General features: G+C 47.9%; 17 protein-coding genes. 6 read left to right on the top strand and 11 right to left on the bottom strand.

Translation table 11 applies throughout. The features are described 5' to 3' along the window. Positions 1-10 precede the first annotated feature (10 nt). Entirely contained in the window at positions 11-1,246 is a 1,236-nt protein-coding gene (locus CWC33_RS05740; RefSeq protein ID WP_100691157.1) for a mechanosensitive ion channel family protein, read from the top strand. A gap of 11 nt (positions 1,247-1,257) precedes the next feature. Here the strand turns inward: CWC33_RS05740 and CWC33_RS05735 are convergent, their stop codons facing one another. From CWC33_RS05735 to CWC33_RS05710, 6 genes are all read right to left on the bottom strand, one after another. Then, on the bottom strand, positions 1,258-1,875 hold the full coding sequence (locus CWC33_RS05735) for a thiol:disulfide interchange protein DsbA/DsbL (RefSeq protein WP_100691156.1): 618 nt from the start codon (positions 1,873-1,875) through the stop codon (positions 1,258-1,260). A 42-nt stretch (positions 1,876-1,917) separates the two neighbouring features. Beyond that, complete coding sequence (locus tag CWC33_RS05730) at positions 1,918-2,922, bottom strand: serine/threonine protein kinase (protein ID WP_100691155.1); 1,005 nt, start codon at positions 2,920-2,922, stop codon at positions 1,918-1,920. Next, positions 2,915-4,351 carry a cytochrome c oxidase accessory protein CcoG gene (gene ccoG, locus CWC33_RS05725; RefSeq protein WP_100691154.1) on the bottom strand — a complete coding sequence of 479 codons (1,437 nt, stop codon included), beginning with the start codon at positions 4,349-4,351 and terminating at the stop codon, positions 2,915-2,917. The genes CWC33_RS05730 and ccoG overlap by 8 nt, the downstream gene beginning before the upstream one ends. A 66-nt stretch (positions 4,352-4,417) precedes the next feature. Continuing rightward, entirely contained in the window at positions 4,418-5,650 is a 1,233-nt protein-coding gene (locus tag CWC33_RS05720; protein WP_100691153.1) for a Zn-dependent hydrolase, read from the bottom strand. Positions 5,651-5,778: 128 nt separating this feature from the next. Beyond that, positions 5,779-6,306 carry a carboxymuconolactone decarboxylase family protein gene (locus CWC33_RS05715; protein ID WP_100691152.1) on the bottom strand — a complete coding sequence of 176 codons (528 nt, stop codon included), beginning with the start codon at positions 6,304-6,306 and terminating at the stop codon, positions 5,779-5,781. A gap of 14 nt (positions 6,307-6,320) precedes the next feature. Continuing rightward, positions 6,321-6,866 (bottom strand): peroxiredoxin, encoded by a 546-nt coding sequence (locus tag CWC33_RS05710; RefSeq protein ID WP_053954553.1) that lies wholly within the window; start codon positions 6,864-6,866, stop codon positions 6,321-6,323. A 147-nt stretch (positions 6,867-7,013) separates the two neighbouring features. Here CWC33_RS05710 and CWC33_RS05705 point away from each other — a divergent pair, with 147 nt between their 5' ends. Further along, positions 7,014-7,928, top strand: a complete 915-nt coding sequence (locus CWC33_RS05705; protein WP_100691151.1) for a hydrogen peroxide-inducible genes activator — start codon at positions 7,014-7,016, stop codon at positions 7,926-7,928. A gap of 10 nt (positions 7,929-7,938) precedes the next feature. Here the strand turns inward: CWC33_RS05705 and CWC33_RS05700 are convergent, their stop codons facing one another. Then, entirely contained in the window at positions 7,939-9,450 is a 1,512-nt protein-coding gene (locus tag CWC33_RS05700) for an FMN-binding glutamate synthase family protein (RefSeq protein ID WP_100691150.1), read from the bottom strand. 129 nt (positions 9,451-9,579) lie between these two features. On the opposite strand from CWC33_RS05700, the gene CWC33_RS05695 reads away from it, so the two are divergent. Both CWC33_RS05695 and CWC33_RS05690 read left to right on the top strand, forming a co-directional pair. After that, positions 9,580-10,713, top strand: coding sequence for a PQQ-dependent sugar dehydrogenase (locus CWC33_RS05695; protein WP_100691149.1), 1,134 nt, complete (start codon positions 9,580-9,582; stop codon positions 10,711-10,713). A 2-nt stretch (positions 10,714-10,715) separates the two neighbouring features. Continuing rightward, complete coding sequence (locus CWC33_RS05690; protein ID WP_100691148.1) at positions 10,716-12,767, top strand: TonB-dependent receptor family protein; 2,052 nt, start codon at positions 10,716-10,718, stop codon at positions 12,765-12,767. A gap of 6 nt (positions 12,768-12,773) precedes the next feature. Here CWC33_RS05690 and CWC33_RS05685 read toward each other — a convergent pair whose 3' ends face one another. The 3 genes from CWC33_RS05685 to CWC33_RS05675 form a co-directional block, all read right to left on the bottom strand. After that, positions 12,774-13,460 (bottom strand): type 1 glutamine amidotransferase domain-containing protein, encoded by a 687-nt coding sequence (locus CWC33_RS05685; protein ID WP_088767133.1) that lies wholly within the window; start codon positions 13,458-13,460, stop codon positions 12,774-12,776. 73 nt (positions 13,461-13,533) lie between these two features. After that, entirely contained in the window at positions 13,534-14,874 is a 1,341-nt protein-coding gene (locus CWC33_RS05680; protein WP_100691147.1) for a sigma-54-dependent transcriptional regulator, read from the bottom strand. Next, on the bottom strand, positions 14,874-16,361 hold the full coding sequence (locus CWC33_RS05675) for a sensor histidine kinase (RefSeq protein WP_232709855.1): 1,488 nt from the start codon (positions 16,359-16,361) through the stop codon (positions 14,874-14,876). The genes CWC33_RS05680 and CWC33_RS05675 overlap by 1 nt, the downstream gene beginning before the upstream one ends. A gap of 169 nt (positions 16,362-16,530) precedes the next feature. Here CWC33_RS05675 and CWC33_RS05670 point away from each other — a divergent pair, with 169 nt between their 5' ends. Continuing rightward, on the top strand, positions 16,531-16,902 hold the full coding sequence (locus CWC33_RS05670) for a DUF4168 domain-containing protein (RefSeq protein WP_100691146.1): 372 nt from the start codon (positions 16,531-16,533) through the stop codon (positions 16,900-16,902). Positions 16,903-17,032: 130 nt separating this feature from the next. After that, entirely contained in the window at positions 17,033-18,691 is a 1,659-nt protein-coding gene (locus tag CWC33_RS05665) for an acetolactate synthase large subunit (protein WP_100691145.1), read from the top strand. On the opposite strand, the gene CWC33_RS05660 is transcribed toward CWC33_RS05665, so the two are convergent. Continuing rightward, on the bottom strand, positions 18,688-19,260 hold the full coding sequence (locus CWC33_RS05660) for a glutathione S-transferase family protein (protein ID WP_100691144.1): 573 nt from the start codon (positions 19,258-19,260) through the stop codon (positions 18,688-18,690). The genes CWC33_RS05665 and CWC33_RS05660 overlap by 4 nt on opposite strands. Positions 19,261-19,262 lie beyond the last annotated feature (2 nt).

Here is a 19,262-nt window from a genome sequence, read left to right as displayed (position 1 = left end):
GAACGTTGCAATGGACTTTAAGTTTATAAAGCAATGGCTGGAAAGTATGGGCATCGAGAACAATTTACAGGGACTCAGCCTGGTCATCGGTGTCACTATTATCCTGGTCGCAAGCTATATTACTTACACGATTGCTCGCTGGGTGTTTGATCATGCAATTGAACGCGCCTTACGAAAAGCGCCGGAACGCTGGTATCGCGCACTAGTCGATAGCGGATTCTTTAAGCGTTGTGCTAACTTAGCACCGGTCGTTATTATTAACAGCTTTATTCCGGTTCTGTTCACGGGTGACTTCGAAAGCTGGCAGTCTCCGCTCCAAACCGCTGTTGGTATTTATCTTACCTGGGTTATCACTAGTATTCTGACCTCTATTGCTAACTTTGTGTCGATAGCTTACGACTACACGCCAAAAACACGAGACGTGCCAATAACAGGCGTTATCCAGGTTGTTAAATTGGTTCTGGTGCTAATGGCCATTATTATTACCGTGGCTATTATCATGAATAAGTCCCCCATGTACTTACTCAGCGGTTTCGGCGCCATGACCGCCATTCTCATGGTGGTGTTCAGAGACACACTGATGGGCTTTGTCGCTGGTGTACAGCTGGCTACGAACCGCATGGTCGCTATTGGAGACTGGATAGAACTGCCTGATCACAACGTGGATGGCACCATACAAGAAGTTGGCCTTATCACCCTGAAAGTAGAAAACTGGGATAAAACCATTGTTTACCTGCCAACCTATGTATTAATTCATCAGTCGTTTAAAAATTGGCAGGGCATGATTGAAACCGGCGGTCGCCGTATGAAACGATCATTGATGATTGATTTAGACAGCTCTAAGCTTCTTTCCGATGATGAACTCGACAACATTACTGATACGTATTTCGGAAAATCAGTCGATGAGTGGCTCAAAGAGAATGACTTAGAAAAGCCGATCAGTAACCTGACAGCGTTTCGAATCTTTGCCGATGGTTACTTGAAAAACCACCCGAAAGTGCGCGAAGACTTAACTTGCATGGCAAGGCTAATGCAGCCTACAGCCGCAGGGATTCCCTTAGAAATTTACGCGTTTTCAAAAGAAACGGCCTGGACAAAATACGAAGCGATTCAAAGCTCTATCATTGAGCATTTATACAGTGTGTTACCTGAATTTGGCTTAAGAAATTATCAGTATCTTAATAACCAAAACGCCTTCTCCAAAAATGAAGAAGGCGCTTATTGCAACTATAAACCTGAAAACTAACGTTGGACGTATTACTTCTTAAGTAAGTAACCCGCTAAATCAGTAAAGTCAGAAGCAAAGTCATCGCTGTCGCGGAAGCCCTGCGGCAGCATTTTGTACTTACCGTTGACGATAAAGGTTGGCGTCGCATTAACACCCAAATTAGTCGCACGACGATCCATTCTCGCGGCAGCCGTTCTTACCGTGAAGCTTTTCATTGCTTTATCAAACTCATCACCAGAAATACCGTTTACAATAAAGACGTTACGAATGTCTTCTTTGCTGGTCAGCATGTTATTTTTTACGAAGTTGTAATCAAAAATCGCCGCTGATAATTCGTCGCTTTTACCCAGTTTTTCCGCTACCACAAACGCCTGAGTCATTTCCTCTCCGACATTACCGCGCGGGCTAATAAAAGACACGTGGGCTTTTTGGAACGCATTCGGATATTCTGACTTCATCTCTTTAGCAATAGGTTCAAAACGGTAGCAATGCACACAATAAAATGAAAAGAACTCTGTAATTTCAGGTTTGCTGGTCGCTTCGTCGCTAACCACTTCATAGTGAACACCTTCTTCGAAGTCCTGAGCCTGAGCCACCCCAACGACTAACAATAAAGAGCCAATAATACTGACTAACCAATTTTTCATTACGTCTTCCTGTTATCTATTAAAACTATCCGTTAAAACCAACTACCCGTTAAAACCAAGGCTCAGCGGCGCATCGTCAAGCCCCGCCAGTTGTTCTTTGAGCGCAAGAATTTGCTGTTCCCAATAACGACTTTCCGCAAACCACGGAAATGCCCGCTGAAATGCACTGTCTTGCCAACGCCGCGACAACCATGCCATATATTGAATGATTCTGAAACTGCGCAAAGGTTCAATTAAAACCACTTGTTCGGTGTCAAAATCGCAAAAATCTTCATAGCCACAGACTAACGCATCGAGTTGCAACGTCTGCTCTTCTTTAGGTCCGCTCAGCATCATCCAGAGATCCTGCACCGCTGGGCCAGAGCGACAATCATCGAAGTCGACAAAAGTCAGTTTATCGTCGTATTGAAGAATATTGCCGATATGGCAGTCTCCGTGCAAGCGTTGAAACTCAAATTGACCCAAAGGCGTGTCTTTCAGGCGCTCCGCTAACGGGTCTAGAATGGCAAAGAAGGCCTCTTTAAGCTCCGCCGGTAACAATTCAGATTGCTTCAGTTCAAGCACTGACTGCGCAACGAAGCCGTCATAAGTCATTGTCTCACGGCTTTCAAAACGGCCGGCTTTTGCGACCGCATGCATACGACCAATTTGGCGACCCAGGCGCTCTAACTCGTCTAAATCATTAGGCTCAAAAGCGCGTCCACCAACACTTAGGTAAACACAAAAGCGATACCCATCGAACTCATGCAGGCGCTGACCTTGCAGCGCCAAAGCCGAGACAGCAGGTACTTCCGCCTGCGCCAGTTCTTCAGCAAAGTTTAGCTCTTCTTGTATTTGCTCCGTGGTCCAGCGACTTGGGCGATAGAATTTCGCGACATAACGTTTGCGTTCGTCGTCCGTGAATTGATACACACGGTTTTCATAGCTGTTAAGCGCCAGCAATCCCGAAGCAGGATACAGTCCGACAGATTCCAGCGCATTAACAACAATATCTGGCGTCAGACCCTGGAATGCAAAGTCTGACGAATGATCCAGCAAATTACTCATATAAGAAACGGCTTTGATGCTCAGTTGTGATGTCCGCATTATCAACGGCTGTCACCACAAAGTAAAACTCTGTCACCTGACCATCAAGTAAAGTCGGAGGTACCGCCAATGTCACCGGCATTGTACCTACCTCACCGGCAGAAACGTCTTTCGTGGTTTCACCGATGAGCTCAAACTCTTCAAAACCTTTTACTTCTATGCGATAGGTTTGATCCTGCTGCGATTTATTCACCAATTTCAGCGTGAATACGTTCTCAATCTGGCCTTCGATGTTCTCACGGTACAACTGATTTCTGTCACGCAGTACATCAACTTCCAAAGGAATACGCGTCGCGACATCCCAGATTAAAACGGCACTTACCGCCAGCAACATAATGAAGTAACCAATACTTTTCATGCGCCACGGGTTGGTTTTTTGCTTTTTCTCTTTTGCCGCCAAGTTGCGTTCGGTGGTAAAGCGAATAAGCCCGCGCGGATAGTTCATTTTATCCATCACATCATTACAGGCATCAATACAGGCTCCGCAGTCAATGCACTCGTATTGCAGACCGTTGCGGATATCGATACCGGTAGGGCAAACCTGCACACACATATAACAGTCTATACAGTGACCTAACCCTTTCTCCTCCGGGTCTGCTTTACGAGAACGAGGTCCGCGCGGTTCGCCACGCTCTGCATCATAGGAGACTGTGTAGGTGTCTTTGTCGAACATGGCGGACTGGAAGCGCGCATACGGGCACATGTGCGTACACATAATCTCGCGCATGTAACCGGCGTTTCCGTAGGTGCAAAAGGTGAAGAAAAGCACACTGAAGGTTGCCCAGAAGCCGGCGTCTAATGTGAAGAAGTTAACGAACAGCTCCCGAATATCCGTAAAGTAGCCAACAAACGTCATGGATGTCAGCAACGCCACCAACACCCAGCTTACTTGCTTACCGGTTTTGCGCCACAGCTTGTCAAAGTCCATTTTTCGTTCATCAAGCTTTATACGCTTATTTCGCGGTCCTTCAAATTTCTTTTCGAACCACATAAAAATAAAGGTCCAGGTGGTTTGGGGGCACATAAAACCGCACCAAACTCGACCAAATATTGTGGTCACAAAAAACAACGCAACGGCCGCGACAATGGCAAACCAGGCAACAACGGTGAAGTCCTGCGGCCACAGCGTCAGACCGTAAATACGGAAACGTTGCTCCATAATGTCGAGCAAAATGGCTTGCTCGCCCTGATAAGTAAGCCAGGGCAGCAGCGCAAATACGCCTAGAAGAATAAAGCCAAAGCTGCGCCTAAAGTACTCGAGAGCACCTTTCACACTGCGCACATATATGCGGCTACGGGGGGAATAATTATTGTTGTGCTTTTGTCCGTCGGGGCGCTGTATTTTAACTTTGTCCGCAGACTGAACCGTTATCTTTTGCTTTTGTTCCATGAACAATACCACTTAGTGTCACGGCGAGGTGCGCCTAGTATAACGGATCATACTAAGAAGCGCAGCTCACTGAGCTGAATCAATTATACAATCAAAAAGTATGTTACAACCTGCTTCCACATCATGCCAGTGAGACCACTCGTCCGGCGCATGACTGACACCATTAACAGACGGTATAAAAATAAGCCCGGCATCGGTTAACTCCGCCAAAAATTGTGTGTCGTGGCCGGCGCCGCTGGGCATTTTCAAACACGAATATTTACGTGCTTTCGCCTTATCCATAATTTTCTGAGTCAATGCCTTTGAACAATCTTTAGGATCAAGCCAACTGACTTCTTCATACTCAAACTTCAGCCGGTGTTTTCGCGCAATGGCTGACAGAGCTTTATTACACGAGTCAGCCAGCTCTTTCATCACATCATTACTCATATCACGCCCGACAATGGTAAAAATGGCTTCACCCGGCACGGTATGAGGGCTGCCGGGTTTTAAGTCGACTTTACCCACGGTAATTCGGGTTTTATCGGTGCCATCCTCGGCAATAATCCGGTCAATTTCATGGGCAAAATCCGCCAGCCCCATAAACGCATCACTGCGCATATTCATAGGCGCCGTACCGGCATGATCCGCTTTGCCTTTCAAGTGCACTATCCATTTAAACACACCAGAAATACCTTCCACGGCACCAATGGTTATTTCTTTTTGAAACAACACTGGCCCCTGTTCAATATGCAGCTCATAAAACGCTTTCAGTCGCTCAGGCGGCCAGGCGGCATCCAATACATCCATGACATTCATATCATGCGCCGCCATCGCGTCTTTTAAATACACGTTATCGGCGTCGTGTGCTGACATTAGCCAGTCTGGATTGATAACACCAGCGATTGCCTGTGAGCCCATCATACCACCGAATCGGCCTTCTTCTTCGGCGGTACCAACGACCCATACAGGATGCTTCAATTTAATATCGTTTTCTTTGATCGAGCGCAAAACTTCGAAGCCGGCCAGCACACCTAAAGCACCATCGAAAATACCACCAGCCGGAACCGTATCTAGGTGAGAGCCGGTTAGCACTGCGGGTTTTTTAGTAAAATCACCAATACCGAAAAAGACATTACCGGCGCCATCCATAAAAGTATCAAAACCTTCAGCTTTGGCTTGTTCCATCATCCATTGTCGAGCCTCCATGTCGGCGTCAGTGAAGCCCCACCGGTACACACCATGGTCGTTTTCGTTATAGCCGATATTGGATAATTCCAGAACGGATTTTTTTAAGCGGTCAGCATTAATGCCTTGCATAGTTCCTCCTTCGCCTTTGTTTTAAGCTTAGGACAAAACCAGCAGAGCAACCAAACGGATACAAAAAAGCCCGCACCATAACAGTGCGGGCAAGCGTTGCATGGGGCAAAGGGGAGCCCCTAGAGGGTTTACGACAGTTTGCGTGCAGTTAAGGCTGCATTAAGTACCGCCGCCAACTTAATGGACGACTGAATCGCTTGGGCTGTCACGTCGTGTTTCAGTAACGTTTGCACGTGCGAGTCAATGCACATTCCACACCCGTTCAGTGCTGACACCGCCAGTGAGAAAAGCTCAAAGTCGGCTTTATCGACACCCGGGTTAGCCATTGCGTTCATGCGCAGACCGGCTGGCATTTTGCCAAACTGCTTATCGCTGGATAAGTGTAAGAACCGATAGTACACATTGTTCATGGCCATTAAAGATGCGGCGGTTTTTGCCGCTGTCTTCACGTTGTCTTCAATTTTACCTTCGGCTTCCTCTTCCACAGCTTCGATAAGCTCGTTATCTGCCAAGCTGTACACCAAAGACAGTGCTGTACCGTAAAACTGGTCTGTTGTTAAACCTGATGCGTCTACGTTAGAGAACAGGCTCGACAAGTTCAGCTTGGTGTCTTTGCTGTGATCACCGAGTAGTTGTTTATAATCGGCAATTGACATGGATTAACTCCTTATTAAAGCGTGTCACCACCAACGGCACGGTTACATGGGCACAGCTCGTCTGTTTGTAAGCCGTCTAAAATACGCAGAATTTCTGCTGGATTACGGCCTACGTTCAGGTTGTTTACCGATACGTGTTGAATCACGTTGTGTGGGTCAACAACAAAAGTTGCACGCAAAGCAACGTTCTCTTCTTTGTCACGTACGCCCAGACCGTCGACTAAAGAACCGTTGTCTGCGAAAGAGTACTGGTTCAAACGGTCAAGATCAGGATGCTCACGGCGCCATGCTAACTTCACAAATTCGTTGTCTGTGCTGCCGCCCATAACGACCGCGTCACGGTCTGCGAAGTCTTCGTTCAGTTTTGCGAACTCAACAATCTCAGTTGGGCAAACGAACGTGAAGTCTTTTGGGTAGAAGAAAATAATTTTCCATTTACCGGCAAAGCTGCTGTTATCAATGGTTTCGAACGCGCTCTCGCCGTTTTCTTCAGGCATGTTGAACTTAGGTTTTGCTGCAACAACGCTGAATTCTGGTAACTTATCGCCTACTGTTAACATAAGGTGTCTCCTTAAATTGGGATTTAAATTTATTCGTTCCTTAACGAGTCGAGAGCTAGTGTACGGATGGGGGCACATTGGATAAAACGAATAAAACGGATTATGATAATCGGAAATACCAATTAAGTTCATTGCAAAGGGAAAACCATGAGCAAATTACCCAGTTTAAAAAACCTCAGTTATTTGCTGGCGTTGCATCAAGAGCAAAATTTCAATCGCGCGGCAGCTGAATGTAATGTCAGCCAGTCGACGTTAAGTAGCGGTATTCAAAACTTAGAAGAGCAATTGGGCTGTCAGCTCATTGAGCGTGACCATAAGTCGTTTTTGTTTACGGCATTAGGTGAAGAAGTGGTTGAACGTGCACGGCAAATTTTAAGTGCTGCCGAAGAACTGAGCCATTACGCCCAAGGCCAGGGCAATGTGATGGAAGGCCCGTTGCGTCTGGGCGTTATACCCACTATCGCACCCTTTATCATTGGCCAGTTAAGCAAGCAGTTGCAGGACTTATACCCTAAGTTGCTATTGCAAATTTCCGAAGACACGACTCAGAACTTATTGCTGCGACTGAAAAACGGTGAACTCGATATTTTACTACTGGCTCTCCCCATGGATATCCAGGGCAATCAAAAATGGGTACTCGGTCGCGACCCTTTTAAACTGGTTGTTCACAAAGACTTGGCGGACAGCCTTGGTGAGCCAGTCGATTACGACAAGCTTCCGGACAGAAGCATATTCCTGCTGGAAAAAGAGCATTGCATGACCGGTCACGCGGTAGCGGCGTGTCAGTTAACCGATTCGATAAAAATGAATCCATTTACCGCCACCAGCCTGCACAGTCTGGTGCAAATGGCAGACGCTCGTTTAGGGGCAACCTTTATTCCGCAAATGGCGATAGACCGGGGCATCCTCAGCAATACCGACTTAGTGCCGTTAAAGCCGACTGGCCAGGAAGCATCGCGTGATATTGGCTTAGTCTACCGACCAACGACGAGCCGCCGTCAGACATTCCGCAAAGTTGCGGAAGAAATCGCTCAACTACTGCCAATTAATACCTTGCGCTAACGACAGCCAATTAACGTCTTCTTGCCGGCGGCAGAGGGTATCGTTCAGCCAGACTGATACTCTCGCCGTCCGGTTTAATCACCCGGGCATGACGTCGATTGAGTTGGCGCGGATCGGTCACGCCACAAGAATGCGCAATGATGTTCACCCCGTATTCCATGTATTTATGATAGTTTGCGACTCGAACGCACTTGTCCGTTGGATCGAGTCCTTTCATCAGTTTAGGGTCGTCTGTTGTCACACCGGTGGGGCAAGTGTTTTTATTGCATTGCATGGCTTGAATACAACCTAACGAGAACATAAAACCACGAGCAGAGGTTACAAAGTCAGCCCCCATCGCAATCGCCCAGGCCACATCAGCCGGCGTTATCATTTTACCGGAGACAACCACTCGAACCCGCCCATGTAAACCCGCTTCCGTGAGCTTATCAACCAAAACCGGCAGGCTTTCAGATACTTTTAGCCCGACGTAGTCCATCAGGGGTTGTGGTGCAGCACCGGTACCACCGTCTGCGCTGTCGAGCGTAATGAAGTCAGGCGCGGATTCAACGCCTCGCGTTAGAATCGAGTCAATAAGTTCATCGATCCAGCTTGGGTCACCCATAACAAACTTAAAACCCGTTGGCTTACCGGTAATCGTTCGAACCTTGTCAATAAAGTCGAGCAGCTCCTCGTTGTTGCTGATTTCCGGGTGACGATTCGGACTAATCGCATCTTTACCAACTTCTAAGCCGCGAATTTGCGCAATTTCTTCATTTACTTTTATGCCAGGCAAAATACCGCCTTTACCAGGCTTTGCCCCCTGACTGAGCTTAATTTCGAACATTTTCACATTGTCGTGACGACCAAGCTCAGCCAAGCGATTTTCATCCAGACGACCTTTCTTATCGCGAACACCGAACTTCGCGGTTCCCATTTGGAACACAATGTCGCAATGACCCACAAGATGATAAGGAGACAAACCACCTTCGCCGGTATTCATCCAGCATCCTGCCTTCGCTGCGCCTTGCGATAAGGATTTAACCGCCACTGGCGACAAAGCGCCGTAACTCATTCCTGAAATGTGGAAATACGAAATTGGGGAATACGGTGTTTTACAGTAAGGACCAATAAGCACAGGCTCGGGCGCCGCCGCTTGTTCGGCAAGAGGCGGATAGGGCGCGTTACTGAAAATAATGGTGCCGGTACGGGTTAAGTCTCGTGTCGAACCAAACGCGACGTTTCGGTCAGCGTTTTTAGCCGCCCGGTACACCCAACTGCGTTGGGCTCGGTTAAACGGCATTTCTTCGCGGTCCATGGCAAAGAAATATTGGCGCATGAACTCACCCATTCGCTCGAAAATATAGCGAAAACGTCCCACAACCGGGTAATTACGTCGAATCGTGTGTTTATTCTGGGTTTTATCCACCACGTACATCACGCCGACAGACACAATCAGGGTAATAAAAAGAAGCACAAAAATAGCCGCTAGCCATTGTGCTAATACCAGAAGAGAGTCCGTACCAAAAAGCTTCTCGCTCATCCCATTCGCACTTTTTTAAGAGTTAATACGTCTATTAACGGCTAAAGCCATAAACAGATCAAGCGAAGAGTCATCAAAATTTCAACGAATGGCGTATACTGAAAATAATGACAAACAAAGGAGACCCTTATGTTTAACCGAAAACTCGTATTCACCGCTTTACTAGCAGCCGCTTCAAGCATGACTGCCGTAGCGGACACGGTTGAAACAGAACGCCATAAAGTCACCGTATCCACTTTCGCTGACGGTTTTACTCACCCATGGGGCATGACATTTTTACCAGACAACAGCGTGTTAGTCACCGAACGCTCCGGGGATCTTTATTGGGTGTCTGAAAACGGTCAATATCGGGAGAAGATAAGTGGTACACCTGAGGTTGTCGCCAAAAGCCAAGGCGGTTTATTGGACGTAACTGTTGATCCTGACTTTGAGAATAATCAGTGGGTATATATTAGCTACTCGGAGCCGGCACAAGACGGTGGCAAAGGTAACAGCACAGCCGTTATGAGAGCAAAACTGGTTGATAAAGCTTTTACCAATAAAGAGGTTATTTTCCGCCAGGCGCCTAAGTATGAAAGCAACGCACACTTTGGTTCGCGCTTGGTGTTCTCGCCTGAAGGACACCTGTTCGTTACTTTGGGTGACCGCTATTCACGTATGGATGATGCTCAAACACTCGATAACCACCACGGTAAAGTGGTACGCATTTGGCCCGACGGCAGTATTCCTGAAGATAACCCCTTTGTTGGCCAGGATAACGCGTTAAACGAGATTTGGTCTTATGGCCACCGCAATGTGCAAGGTGCTGACATTCACCCTGACACCGGTGAGCTCTGGACGGTGGAGCATGGTCCACAAGGTGGCGACGAAGTTAACATTCCTAAAGCCGGAAAGAATTATGGCTGGCCTGAAATCACTTACGGTGTTGACTACGGCGGTGCCATTATTAGCGAAGACGCGGTGAAAGAAGGTATGGAACAGCCGTTTTATTACTGGGTTCCATCAATTGCTACCGCTGGCGCGACTTTTTATACCGGCGACGCTTTCCCTGATTGGAAAGGTGACTTCTTCGTGGCCGCTCTGAAAAGCTCGTTAGTGGCTCGACTGGACTTATACGAAGGCCGAATGATGCACGAAGAACGCTTGTTCGAGGACGCTGTCGATGCGCGTATTCGTGACATTAACCAAGGACCTGACGGCTACCTTTATTTGCTAACCGACGAGTCCAATGGCTCAATCATTCAAATTAAACCGGCAGATTAACGATGTTGTATTCAGCGGTATTGAGAAAATTAACTTACACGGGGCTGCCTTTACTGGCGGCCTCTTTCGTTGTGCAGCCAGCCGAAGTGGACGAAACCGTTGTCGTTACGGCAACGGAGAGTGAAACGCCCTGGCTGACAACGGCAGCAAGTATCGACCGGGTGAACATCGAGAATACGCTGCCCTCAATGAACATTGATGCTGGCGACGCGTTAGCGGGGGTCGCAGGGATTCAGGCCGATAACCGTTACAACTATGCGCAAGACGCTCGGTTAGTGGTTCGTGGTTTCGGTTCCAGAGCCGCCTTTGGTGTGCGTGGCTTGCAATTGAATGTCGATGGCATTCCTCTGTCCATGCCCGATGGACAGGCGCAAACATCGAGTTTCATTCTCGACAATGTTGACTCGTTAGAAGTGCTCCGTGGGCCATTGGCCACGCTGTATGGTAACTCCGGCGGTGGGGTGGTTGAGTGGTTTAGCCGCCAACCCACCGAAACAGCATTAGAGTGGGGCGGTCAGTTCAGTGAAAACGACACGCAGCGCTACAGCGTCAACGCACAGTGGGCGACAGACACCAAGCAGTTGCAACTTATGGCAACCGACTTTCAAACCGATGGTCCACGTCGCCATAATTCTGCAGAGCGCCAACAACAAGCGGTACGCTGGTATCATCAATGGGACAACCAAAACCGGTTTGTTCTGCGTTATGACAATAATGACGCGCCGCTGCTGCAAGACCCCAGTGCTTTGACGCCTGAAGCTTGGCGTGACGATCCGACACAGACCGTGCAGCGTGCTATCGACTTTAACACTCGCAAAGACATCCATCATCGACAGGGCTCTTTGAGCTGGTTTCATGAACGCGACAATGGCGAAGGGTTACTGTCAATATGGCAGGGCGACCGCGATATTGAGCAGTTCCTGCCTTTCGCTGGCGATAGCGTTAATGAAGACGGTATTTACACCAGCTCTGGTGCGGTCATTGATGTGTCTCGTCAATTTGAAGGCGCTCATGCTCGCTGGCGTCAACGCGGTAGCAATTGGTCAGCAACATTGGGAGCACAGCTTGAGCGACAGCAAGACCATCGCTTTGGCTATGCAAATGACAATGGTGTAAAGGGTGAGTTGCGCCGTGACGAATTCAACTGGATCGAAAACGCATCCGCTTACCTGCGCTTTCAGTGGCAACTAAGTGCAGAATGGTCAGCGACCGGGGGCGTGCGGTACAGCGATGTCAGCTACGACGTTAAAGACTACTTTACTGAGCTTGATGGTGCCGATGACAGTGGCAGTAGCGAGCTTCAGGAAACCACCGCAGCAGCCTCTCTGACTTGGCAGTTTTTACCCACATCCGCCACTTATTTAAGTGTTGGTCAAGGCTTCGAAACACCGACGCTCACTGAGCTTGCTTACCGAAACCAAGGTTCCGGTTTAAACCGCGAGCTAGGTCCTTCGACTAACGACCAGTGGGAGTGGGGGATCAAGCACCAACTGCCAAGAGACTGGCGTTTGCATCTAGCCTTCTTCGGTATTGAAAGCGACAACGAGATATTGGTTGATCAGTCGAACGATGGCAGAACGACGTATCGTAATGCCTCCGAAACCTCGCGTGAAGGTGCAGAGCTAACCATTAACGGTGCGTTGACACAGCAATTAAACTTGTTGGTTTCCTACAGTTATATTGATGCAGTATTTGGCGAAGGCCCATTACAGGGTAACCAACTGCCTGGTGTGGCCGAAAGTCAGGGATACTTGCGTTTAAACTGGCAGCCAACCGAACAATGGCTGGTTCAAGTTTCGGGTCAATACCGTGACGAAACCCCGGTTAATGATGCAAATGACACCTTCGCACCGTCTTACACCACTTGGAATTTTGCGGCGAGCCGAGAGTGGCAATGGGAGAACAGCGAATTAGACGTATGGGTTCGGGTCGACAATATTACCGACAAAAATTACGTCAGTGCCGTGGTTGTGAATCAGGGAAGCGGGCGCTCGTTTGAACCCGGAATAGGACGACAGACAAGCGTCGGCATTAGCTGGCGCCGACGCTTCTGAGTGGTTTTAGACCATCGCTCTTAGCACATCAAGCAGGCGCTGAGCCGTCTGCTCTGATGATGCCGGGTTCTGACCAGTAATCAGCATGCCGTCTTGAACAGCATAAGCTTGCCAGTCATCAACTTTACGATAATGGCCGCCTTTGGCGGTCAGTTCGTCTTCCAACAAGAAAGGCACAACGTCCGTCAATTCAACGGCTGCTTCTTCACTATTACTAAAGCCCGTTACCGTACGGCCCTGAACAATGGGGTCTCCGCTAGGAGTTTTCGCATTCAGCAGTACCGCTGGCGCATGGCACACCGCAGATACCGGCTTTCCTTTACTCCAGAATTGCTCAATCAATTTAATCGACTTTTCGTTATTCGTTAAATCCCACAACGGTCCGTGACCCCCCGGATAAAAAATAGCGTCAAAGTCGTCGGGATCAACATCGTCCAATGTGCAGGTTGTTTCGAGCTTATGTTGCGCCTTAGCGTCATTTTCCAACCGCTCCGTAGCTTCTGTTTGCGCATCAGGCGCTGTACTGTTCGGATCCATTGGCGGCTTACCACCTTTTGGAGACGCCAGTGTGACCTCGACCCCCGCATCCACAAACACGTAGTAAGGTGCAGCAAATTCCTCGACCCAAAAGCCGGTCTTATGATCGGTATCGCCAAGCTTGTCGTGAGAGGTTAAAACCATTAATACTTTCACTGGGTACTCCTTAATTTCGTCTGAAATTTTCTATCAACTTACCGCCCTTTTACGAATAAGGGCTCCTTTTTGATCATTCCGAGGCGTTATCAAGCCATCGATATAACGTGCGCCGAGTCACCCCTAATATCTGTGCCGCCTGCGACTTATTGCCATCGGTATGCTCTAACACTTTTCTAATATATTGGCTTTGGTATTCATCCAACGTTGGCCAGGCAGAGGTTGCCGCTGGCTGACTGGTATCACTTTTTTCAACGATACGCTGCGGAAAGTCATCAACTGACAAGGTGTCGTCACTGGAAAACGCAAATGCCCGCTCTATGGCGTTTTGAAGTTCCCGAACATTGCCCGGAAACGGATACCGATACAATAAATCGAGAGCCTCCGCCGAAATTCCGCGTACCGTTTTATCGCTACTCTCTTGTTGTTGCTGAAGAAAAAAGTTCGCCAGCCGCTCAATATCTTCACCTCGCTCACGCAAAGGAGGAACGCGCAAGCTGAACGTTTCCAGACGATAAAATAAATCCTGCCGGAACTTACCCTCTTCAACCAAACGCTCTAAGTCCTGGTGCGTCGCAGCAAGAATGCGAACGTTCACTTGCTCTTCTTTATCGCTACCAACAGCTCTTATAGTACCTTCTTGTAATACACGCAATAATTTGGCCTGGAGCGCCATCGGCATTTCGCCAATTTCATCAAGCAATAAGGTGCCGCCATCAGCTTGTTTTAAAAGACCCTGACGTTTATTCTGTGCGCCGGTAAAAGCGCCTGCAGCATGGCCAAAGAACTCACTTTCCATTAAGTCAGCAGGAATGCCCGCACAGTTAACGGCCTGAAACGGTTTGTCAGCTCTGTCGCTCAGTTCATGCAGGGCTTTAGCGACTAGCTCCTTACCAGTGCCACTTTCACCGGTAATAAGGACACTGCCACCCGTTGGCGCAATGTGCTCTATTTGGTCATAAAGCTTACGCATGGCGGGGCTTTGTCCTACCAGGCCACCGGGACCTTTCTGCTGCTGTTTGTAACGTTTCAGCTCCCGCTGCAATGAACGATGCTCTAATATCCGATCAACGCTCAACAGTAGGTGCTCGATATCCAGCGGTTTAGTCAGAAAGTCATCGGCACCTTTTTTCAGCGCATCCACCGCCTGGTCAACTGTACCAAATGCTGTTATCAGCAGCAGTGCCGGTGGGTTATCCTGCTGTTTTAAGCTTTCCAGCAAAGTGAGCCCTGACTTTCCCGGCAGTCGTATGTCGCTGACAATTAAATCGGGACTTGCCTTGCTGCATTGAAACTCTTCTAAGCTTCCCCAGGCGCTCACCTGGTAGCCTTCCGCTTCAAGCTCTTCGACCAAAAGCTCCTGCAAAGCTGGGTCATCTTCAACCACACCAATGACAGCTTTAAGTACAGCCATTATTGTTCTCCTATCACTGACCTATCAGCCAGGCTCGACGACGGTAAGCTTAAAATAGCTCGACAGCCACCCTTGTCATTATTCGTTAACGTCAGTTCACCCTGATGATCACTCAATACATGTTTCACTATGGTCAGACCCAAACCGGTTCCTTTACCTTGTGGTTTATTAGTTTCAAACGGGTGCAGAGCTTTTTCTTTCATATTTTCTGGCAAGCCCTCACCGTCATCGTCGATAATAATATTCAAGGTATTGCGGTTATCGAGTTCGGCGTGCAAGTGCACTATATGTTTTGCTGCCTGTAACGCATTGCGCATGACATTCACCAACGCCAGTTCAAGCCGCTTACTATCCACTTTTAACGTGACATCCGGTAACTCACCCAGCTCGACTTTAGCTGAGCCTTTATCTTGCTCAAACTGAATACTGGTTACTGCCGTTTCAACCAAAGACTGAAGCGATAAGGTTTCTCTCTGCTGAACCGGTGTTCTGGAGAATGCGAGAAGCTGATTCACCAACCCGGTTAGGCGTTGCACTTGACCACGCACCGCTTGCAGCTGACGCTGACTTTCTCCATCTTTGTGGGTTCTTAAAAGGCGACTGGCGCGACCATCTATTACGGTGAGTGGCGCCCCAAGTTCGTGTGCTACTCCACTAGCGACACTACCGATAGCCGCCATTTTTTCCTGTTCGCGCAATGCCTGCTGAAGTGAGGTTTCGTGCTGACGTCGCTGCTCTAGCTCCTTTTCGGCATTTTCAATACTGTCTAGCATTCGATTCAGCCCCTGAGCAACTTCCTGCAATTCGGAAGGACCTTCAGGTTCTACACGCGCGTTGCGGTTACCTTCCGCCACTTGCAGCATCGCGTCTTTCAGTTTGACAACGTGTCGCCCCACACCTCGATAATGACCGAATACTAATACGGCGATAGTAATAACGGCAAAGGCGCCCCAGGTTAACCAGGCATATTGGCTAAGTTCTTCGAAAGACTCATCAAAGTCACTGGCTCGGCGGTTAATTTGCAATAACCCGATAATTCTGCCGCCTCTGTCCACTATAGGAAGGAACTGTGAGAAAACATCACGTCCTTCTACCCGTCGGTAATCATCCTGTTTTATTCCGGTTTGCACCGTTTGTAACGCTAACTGACTATTACTTAAATCGGTTTCCGTTACCCCCGCCTCAGCAACTTGCTCGCCGTAAACGTTGTAAACCGATGCGCCGTAAACACGGCCGATACTAAAAACAGAGTCGAGGTTAGCTTGTACTGTATCTAAGTCATTATTAACCAACGCATCACTAATCGGTAAGCTGATAGCGCGCCCCAAAAGCTCTAAGTCGCTTTTTAAACGATCATTAGCTTCCTCTGAAGCAACCTGTAAGCCCACACTGATAGCTATGCCCGAAATAAGCAGCATGGGGAAAACGACGTAAGCAAGTAAGCGGCGTTGCAAACTAGAAAGCGGCCATCTGTATACTTTTGTCACACTCTCCTCCTTTGGCTGTGTACTCAGGATACACATTTTCCAAAGCGTCTGCCTTAAAGATTACTTATCAAACAAAAAGCACATTAATAACAGTATCTTATAGAGTTGGCACAGTCTTCGCTTTAAATAGTGCGTTAGTCAATCTGACAGAATCAACAAGGAGATTATCATGCAAAAGACAATCATCGCATTAGCTACGGTATTCGCACTGGGTAGCACTGCCGCTATGGCACAGCAGCAACAAGCGCAAGACACCATGGCACAACAACAGCAAACCCAGGAAATTACCGAAGGTATGCTGGTTAAATTTGTTTCAGCAATGGAAGAAGTACAGGGCGTTACTGAAAAATACCGTGCAAAATTCCAAAATGCAGAAAACCAGGAAGAAGCTCGTAATATTCAACAGTCTGCTCAGCAAGAAATGATTGCAGCGGTTGAAGATGCGGGTCTGACGCCTCAGCAGTACAACATGATCATTCAACAAGCACAGAATGATGAAGAATTACGCGCTCGCTTAGAAGAGTTAACGTCTGACTCTTAATTCGCTTTAATGTAAAGCTGTTACAAAATCCGCAATCAGTTTGGTCTGATTGCGGATTTTTTTGATCATATCTCCTATGCTTTACGTAACTCATTAAACTAAAAAGAATTAAACGCAAGGAGACAGCGACGTGAAAGCATCCGATTTATTCGTAAAAGCTCTGGAGAACGAAGGTGTTGAATACGTTTTCGGTATTCCGGGCGAAGAAAATCTGGACCTATTAGAGTCTCTTTCAAAATCTAATATTGAGCTTATTCTAACACGCCACGAACAAGGTGCCGGCTTTATGGCTGCCACTTATGGCCGTTTAACAGGTAAACCGGGCGTTTGTTTATCGACGTTAGGGCCTGGTGCAACCAACCTGGTGACGCCAGTAGCCTATGCGCAACTGGGCGCTATGCCAATGGTGGTTATTACCGGCCAAAAACCGATTAAAGAACGTCATCAGGGTCAGTTTCAGATTATCGACGTTGTCGATATGATGACGCCCATTACCAAATACACACAGCCTATTATCAGCGCCAGCAGTATTCCGTCCCACGTTCGGGAAGCGTTTCGTCGTGCAGAAGACGAGCGGCCAGGTGCGTCTCACCTAGAGTTGTCTGACGACATTGCGCGCGAAGAAGTTAACGCTAACCCAATAACGCCAAGCTTCTCGCGCCGTCCCATTACTGAGCATAAAGCGGTTCGTCATGTTCTGCAGCTGTTAAAAGACGCGAAACACCCTGTGCTGCTCATTGGTGCTGCGGCAAACCGCAAAATTACCGCGAAAATGCTCAGAGCTTTTGTCGACAAAACCGGCATTCCATTTATTACAACGCAAATGGGTAAAGGGGTTATTAATGAAGATCACCCTCGCTGGTTAGGTAATGCTGCGGTATCTGACGGTGACTACCCGCACCGAGCAATAGAAAAAGCGGACTTAATTCTGAACGTTGGCCATGATGTTGTTGAGAAGCCTCCGTTTATGATGAAAACCGGCGTCAACGACGAAAGAAAAGTAGTTCATATCAACTTCCAGGGCGCCCAGGTAGACTCGGTCTACTTCCCACACGCCAGTATGATTGGTGACATTGGTAATAGTATTTGGCAGCTAAAAGAAGGCATTGAACCGCAAGAGCACTGGGACTTTGACTTTATGCTGAAGGTTCGCGACCACATGCGGGATCATACCGATGAAGGCGCCGACGACAGTCGTTTCCCTATTTTACCTCAACGCTTAGTCGAAGACGTGCGGGAAGTCATGCCGGACGATGGCGTTATTGCACTGGATAACGGCATTTATAAAATTTGGTTTGCCCGCAATTATCCCGCTCGCGAACCCAATACCGTATTACTGGATAACGCATTAGCATCGATGGGCGCTGGTTTACCATCAGCAATGGCCGCGAAGCTGGTTAATCCAGAGAAAAAAGTCATGGCAATATGCGGAGACGGTGGGTTCATGATGAACTCACAAGAGCTTGAAACCGCAGTTCGAATGAACCTGGACATTGTCATTGTCATTCTAAATGACAGTGGCTATGGCATGATAAAATGGAAGCAGCAGCACATGGGCTTAAGTGACTATGGTTTGGACTTCAATAACCCAGACTTTGTGAAATACGCTGAGTCTTATGGTGCCAAAGGCTATCGCGTGGACAGTATCGATAACCTGATACCAATGATGAAAGAGTGCCTGAACAAGCCGGGTGTGCATCTGATTGATGTACCCATGGACTATTCACAAAACGACCGGCTGCTGAACGAGGAAATTCCTGAACGCAGCCGGGCAATAAAAGCTTACTAAACCTTAGATGGATCCGTATCCGCGAAGTAGGGGTAGTCGTTGAGCTTATCAACGAACGCCTCTAATCGTGGGTACTTATCCAAATTAAACCGTTTTCGGAACAACCCCCAACTCAAGAAGCATCCTAGCCTTAATTCACCGTCACTAAACGGATGGGGGCCTTCATAGGCGACCGCGTGGTCTTTTTCTTCCATCAATTGAAGTATATCGTTAATGCGCTCTTGCTGGCGCTCTAAATAAGGTGCTTGCGTACTTTTTACGCCGTCTTTTTCCAATAGAAAAATATTAACGGCAGCGTCCATTGCGGTGTTAACCAGACAATATTGGTCAAAGTCCTTCGTATCAGCAAAAAACCGTTCACCCGCTTTTTCCCGCACATACTTCAAAATACTGGTGGAGTCGTGCAGTCTTAAATCGTTATGGTGCAAAAACGGCACTTTTTTCGCCGGACTAAGCTTTGCACTCGTATCGTAGTCTGTTTCTGTTAATGAAAACTTAGTATCTGTCTCTAACAGTGCAATACGGCAATGTCTTACATAAGGTGACGTGTAACTGCCAAACAATTCCATGG

Origin of the sequence: Idiomarina sp. X4, from assembly GCF_002808045.1 — a bacterium.
Lineage (GTDB): Bacteria > Pseudomonadota > Gammaproteobacteria > Enterobacterales > Alteromonadaceae > Idiomarina.
The sequence above is the reverse complement of the archived record's forward strand: the minus strand, read 5'-3'. Positions and strand labels throughout refer to the sequence as shown.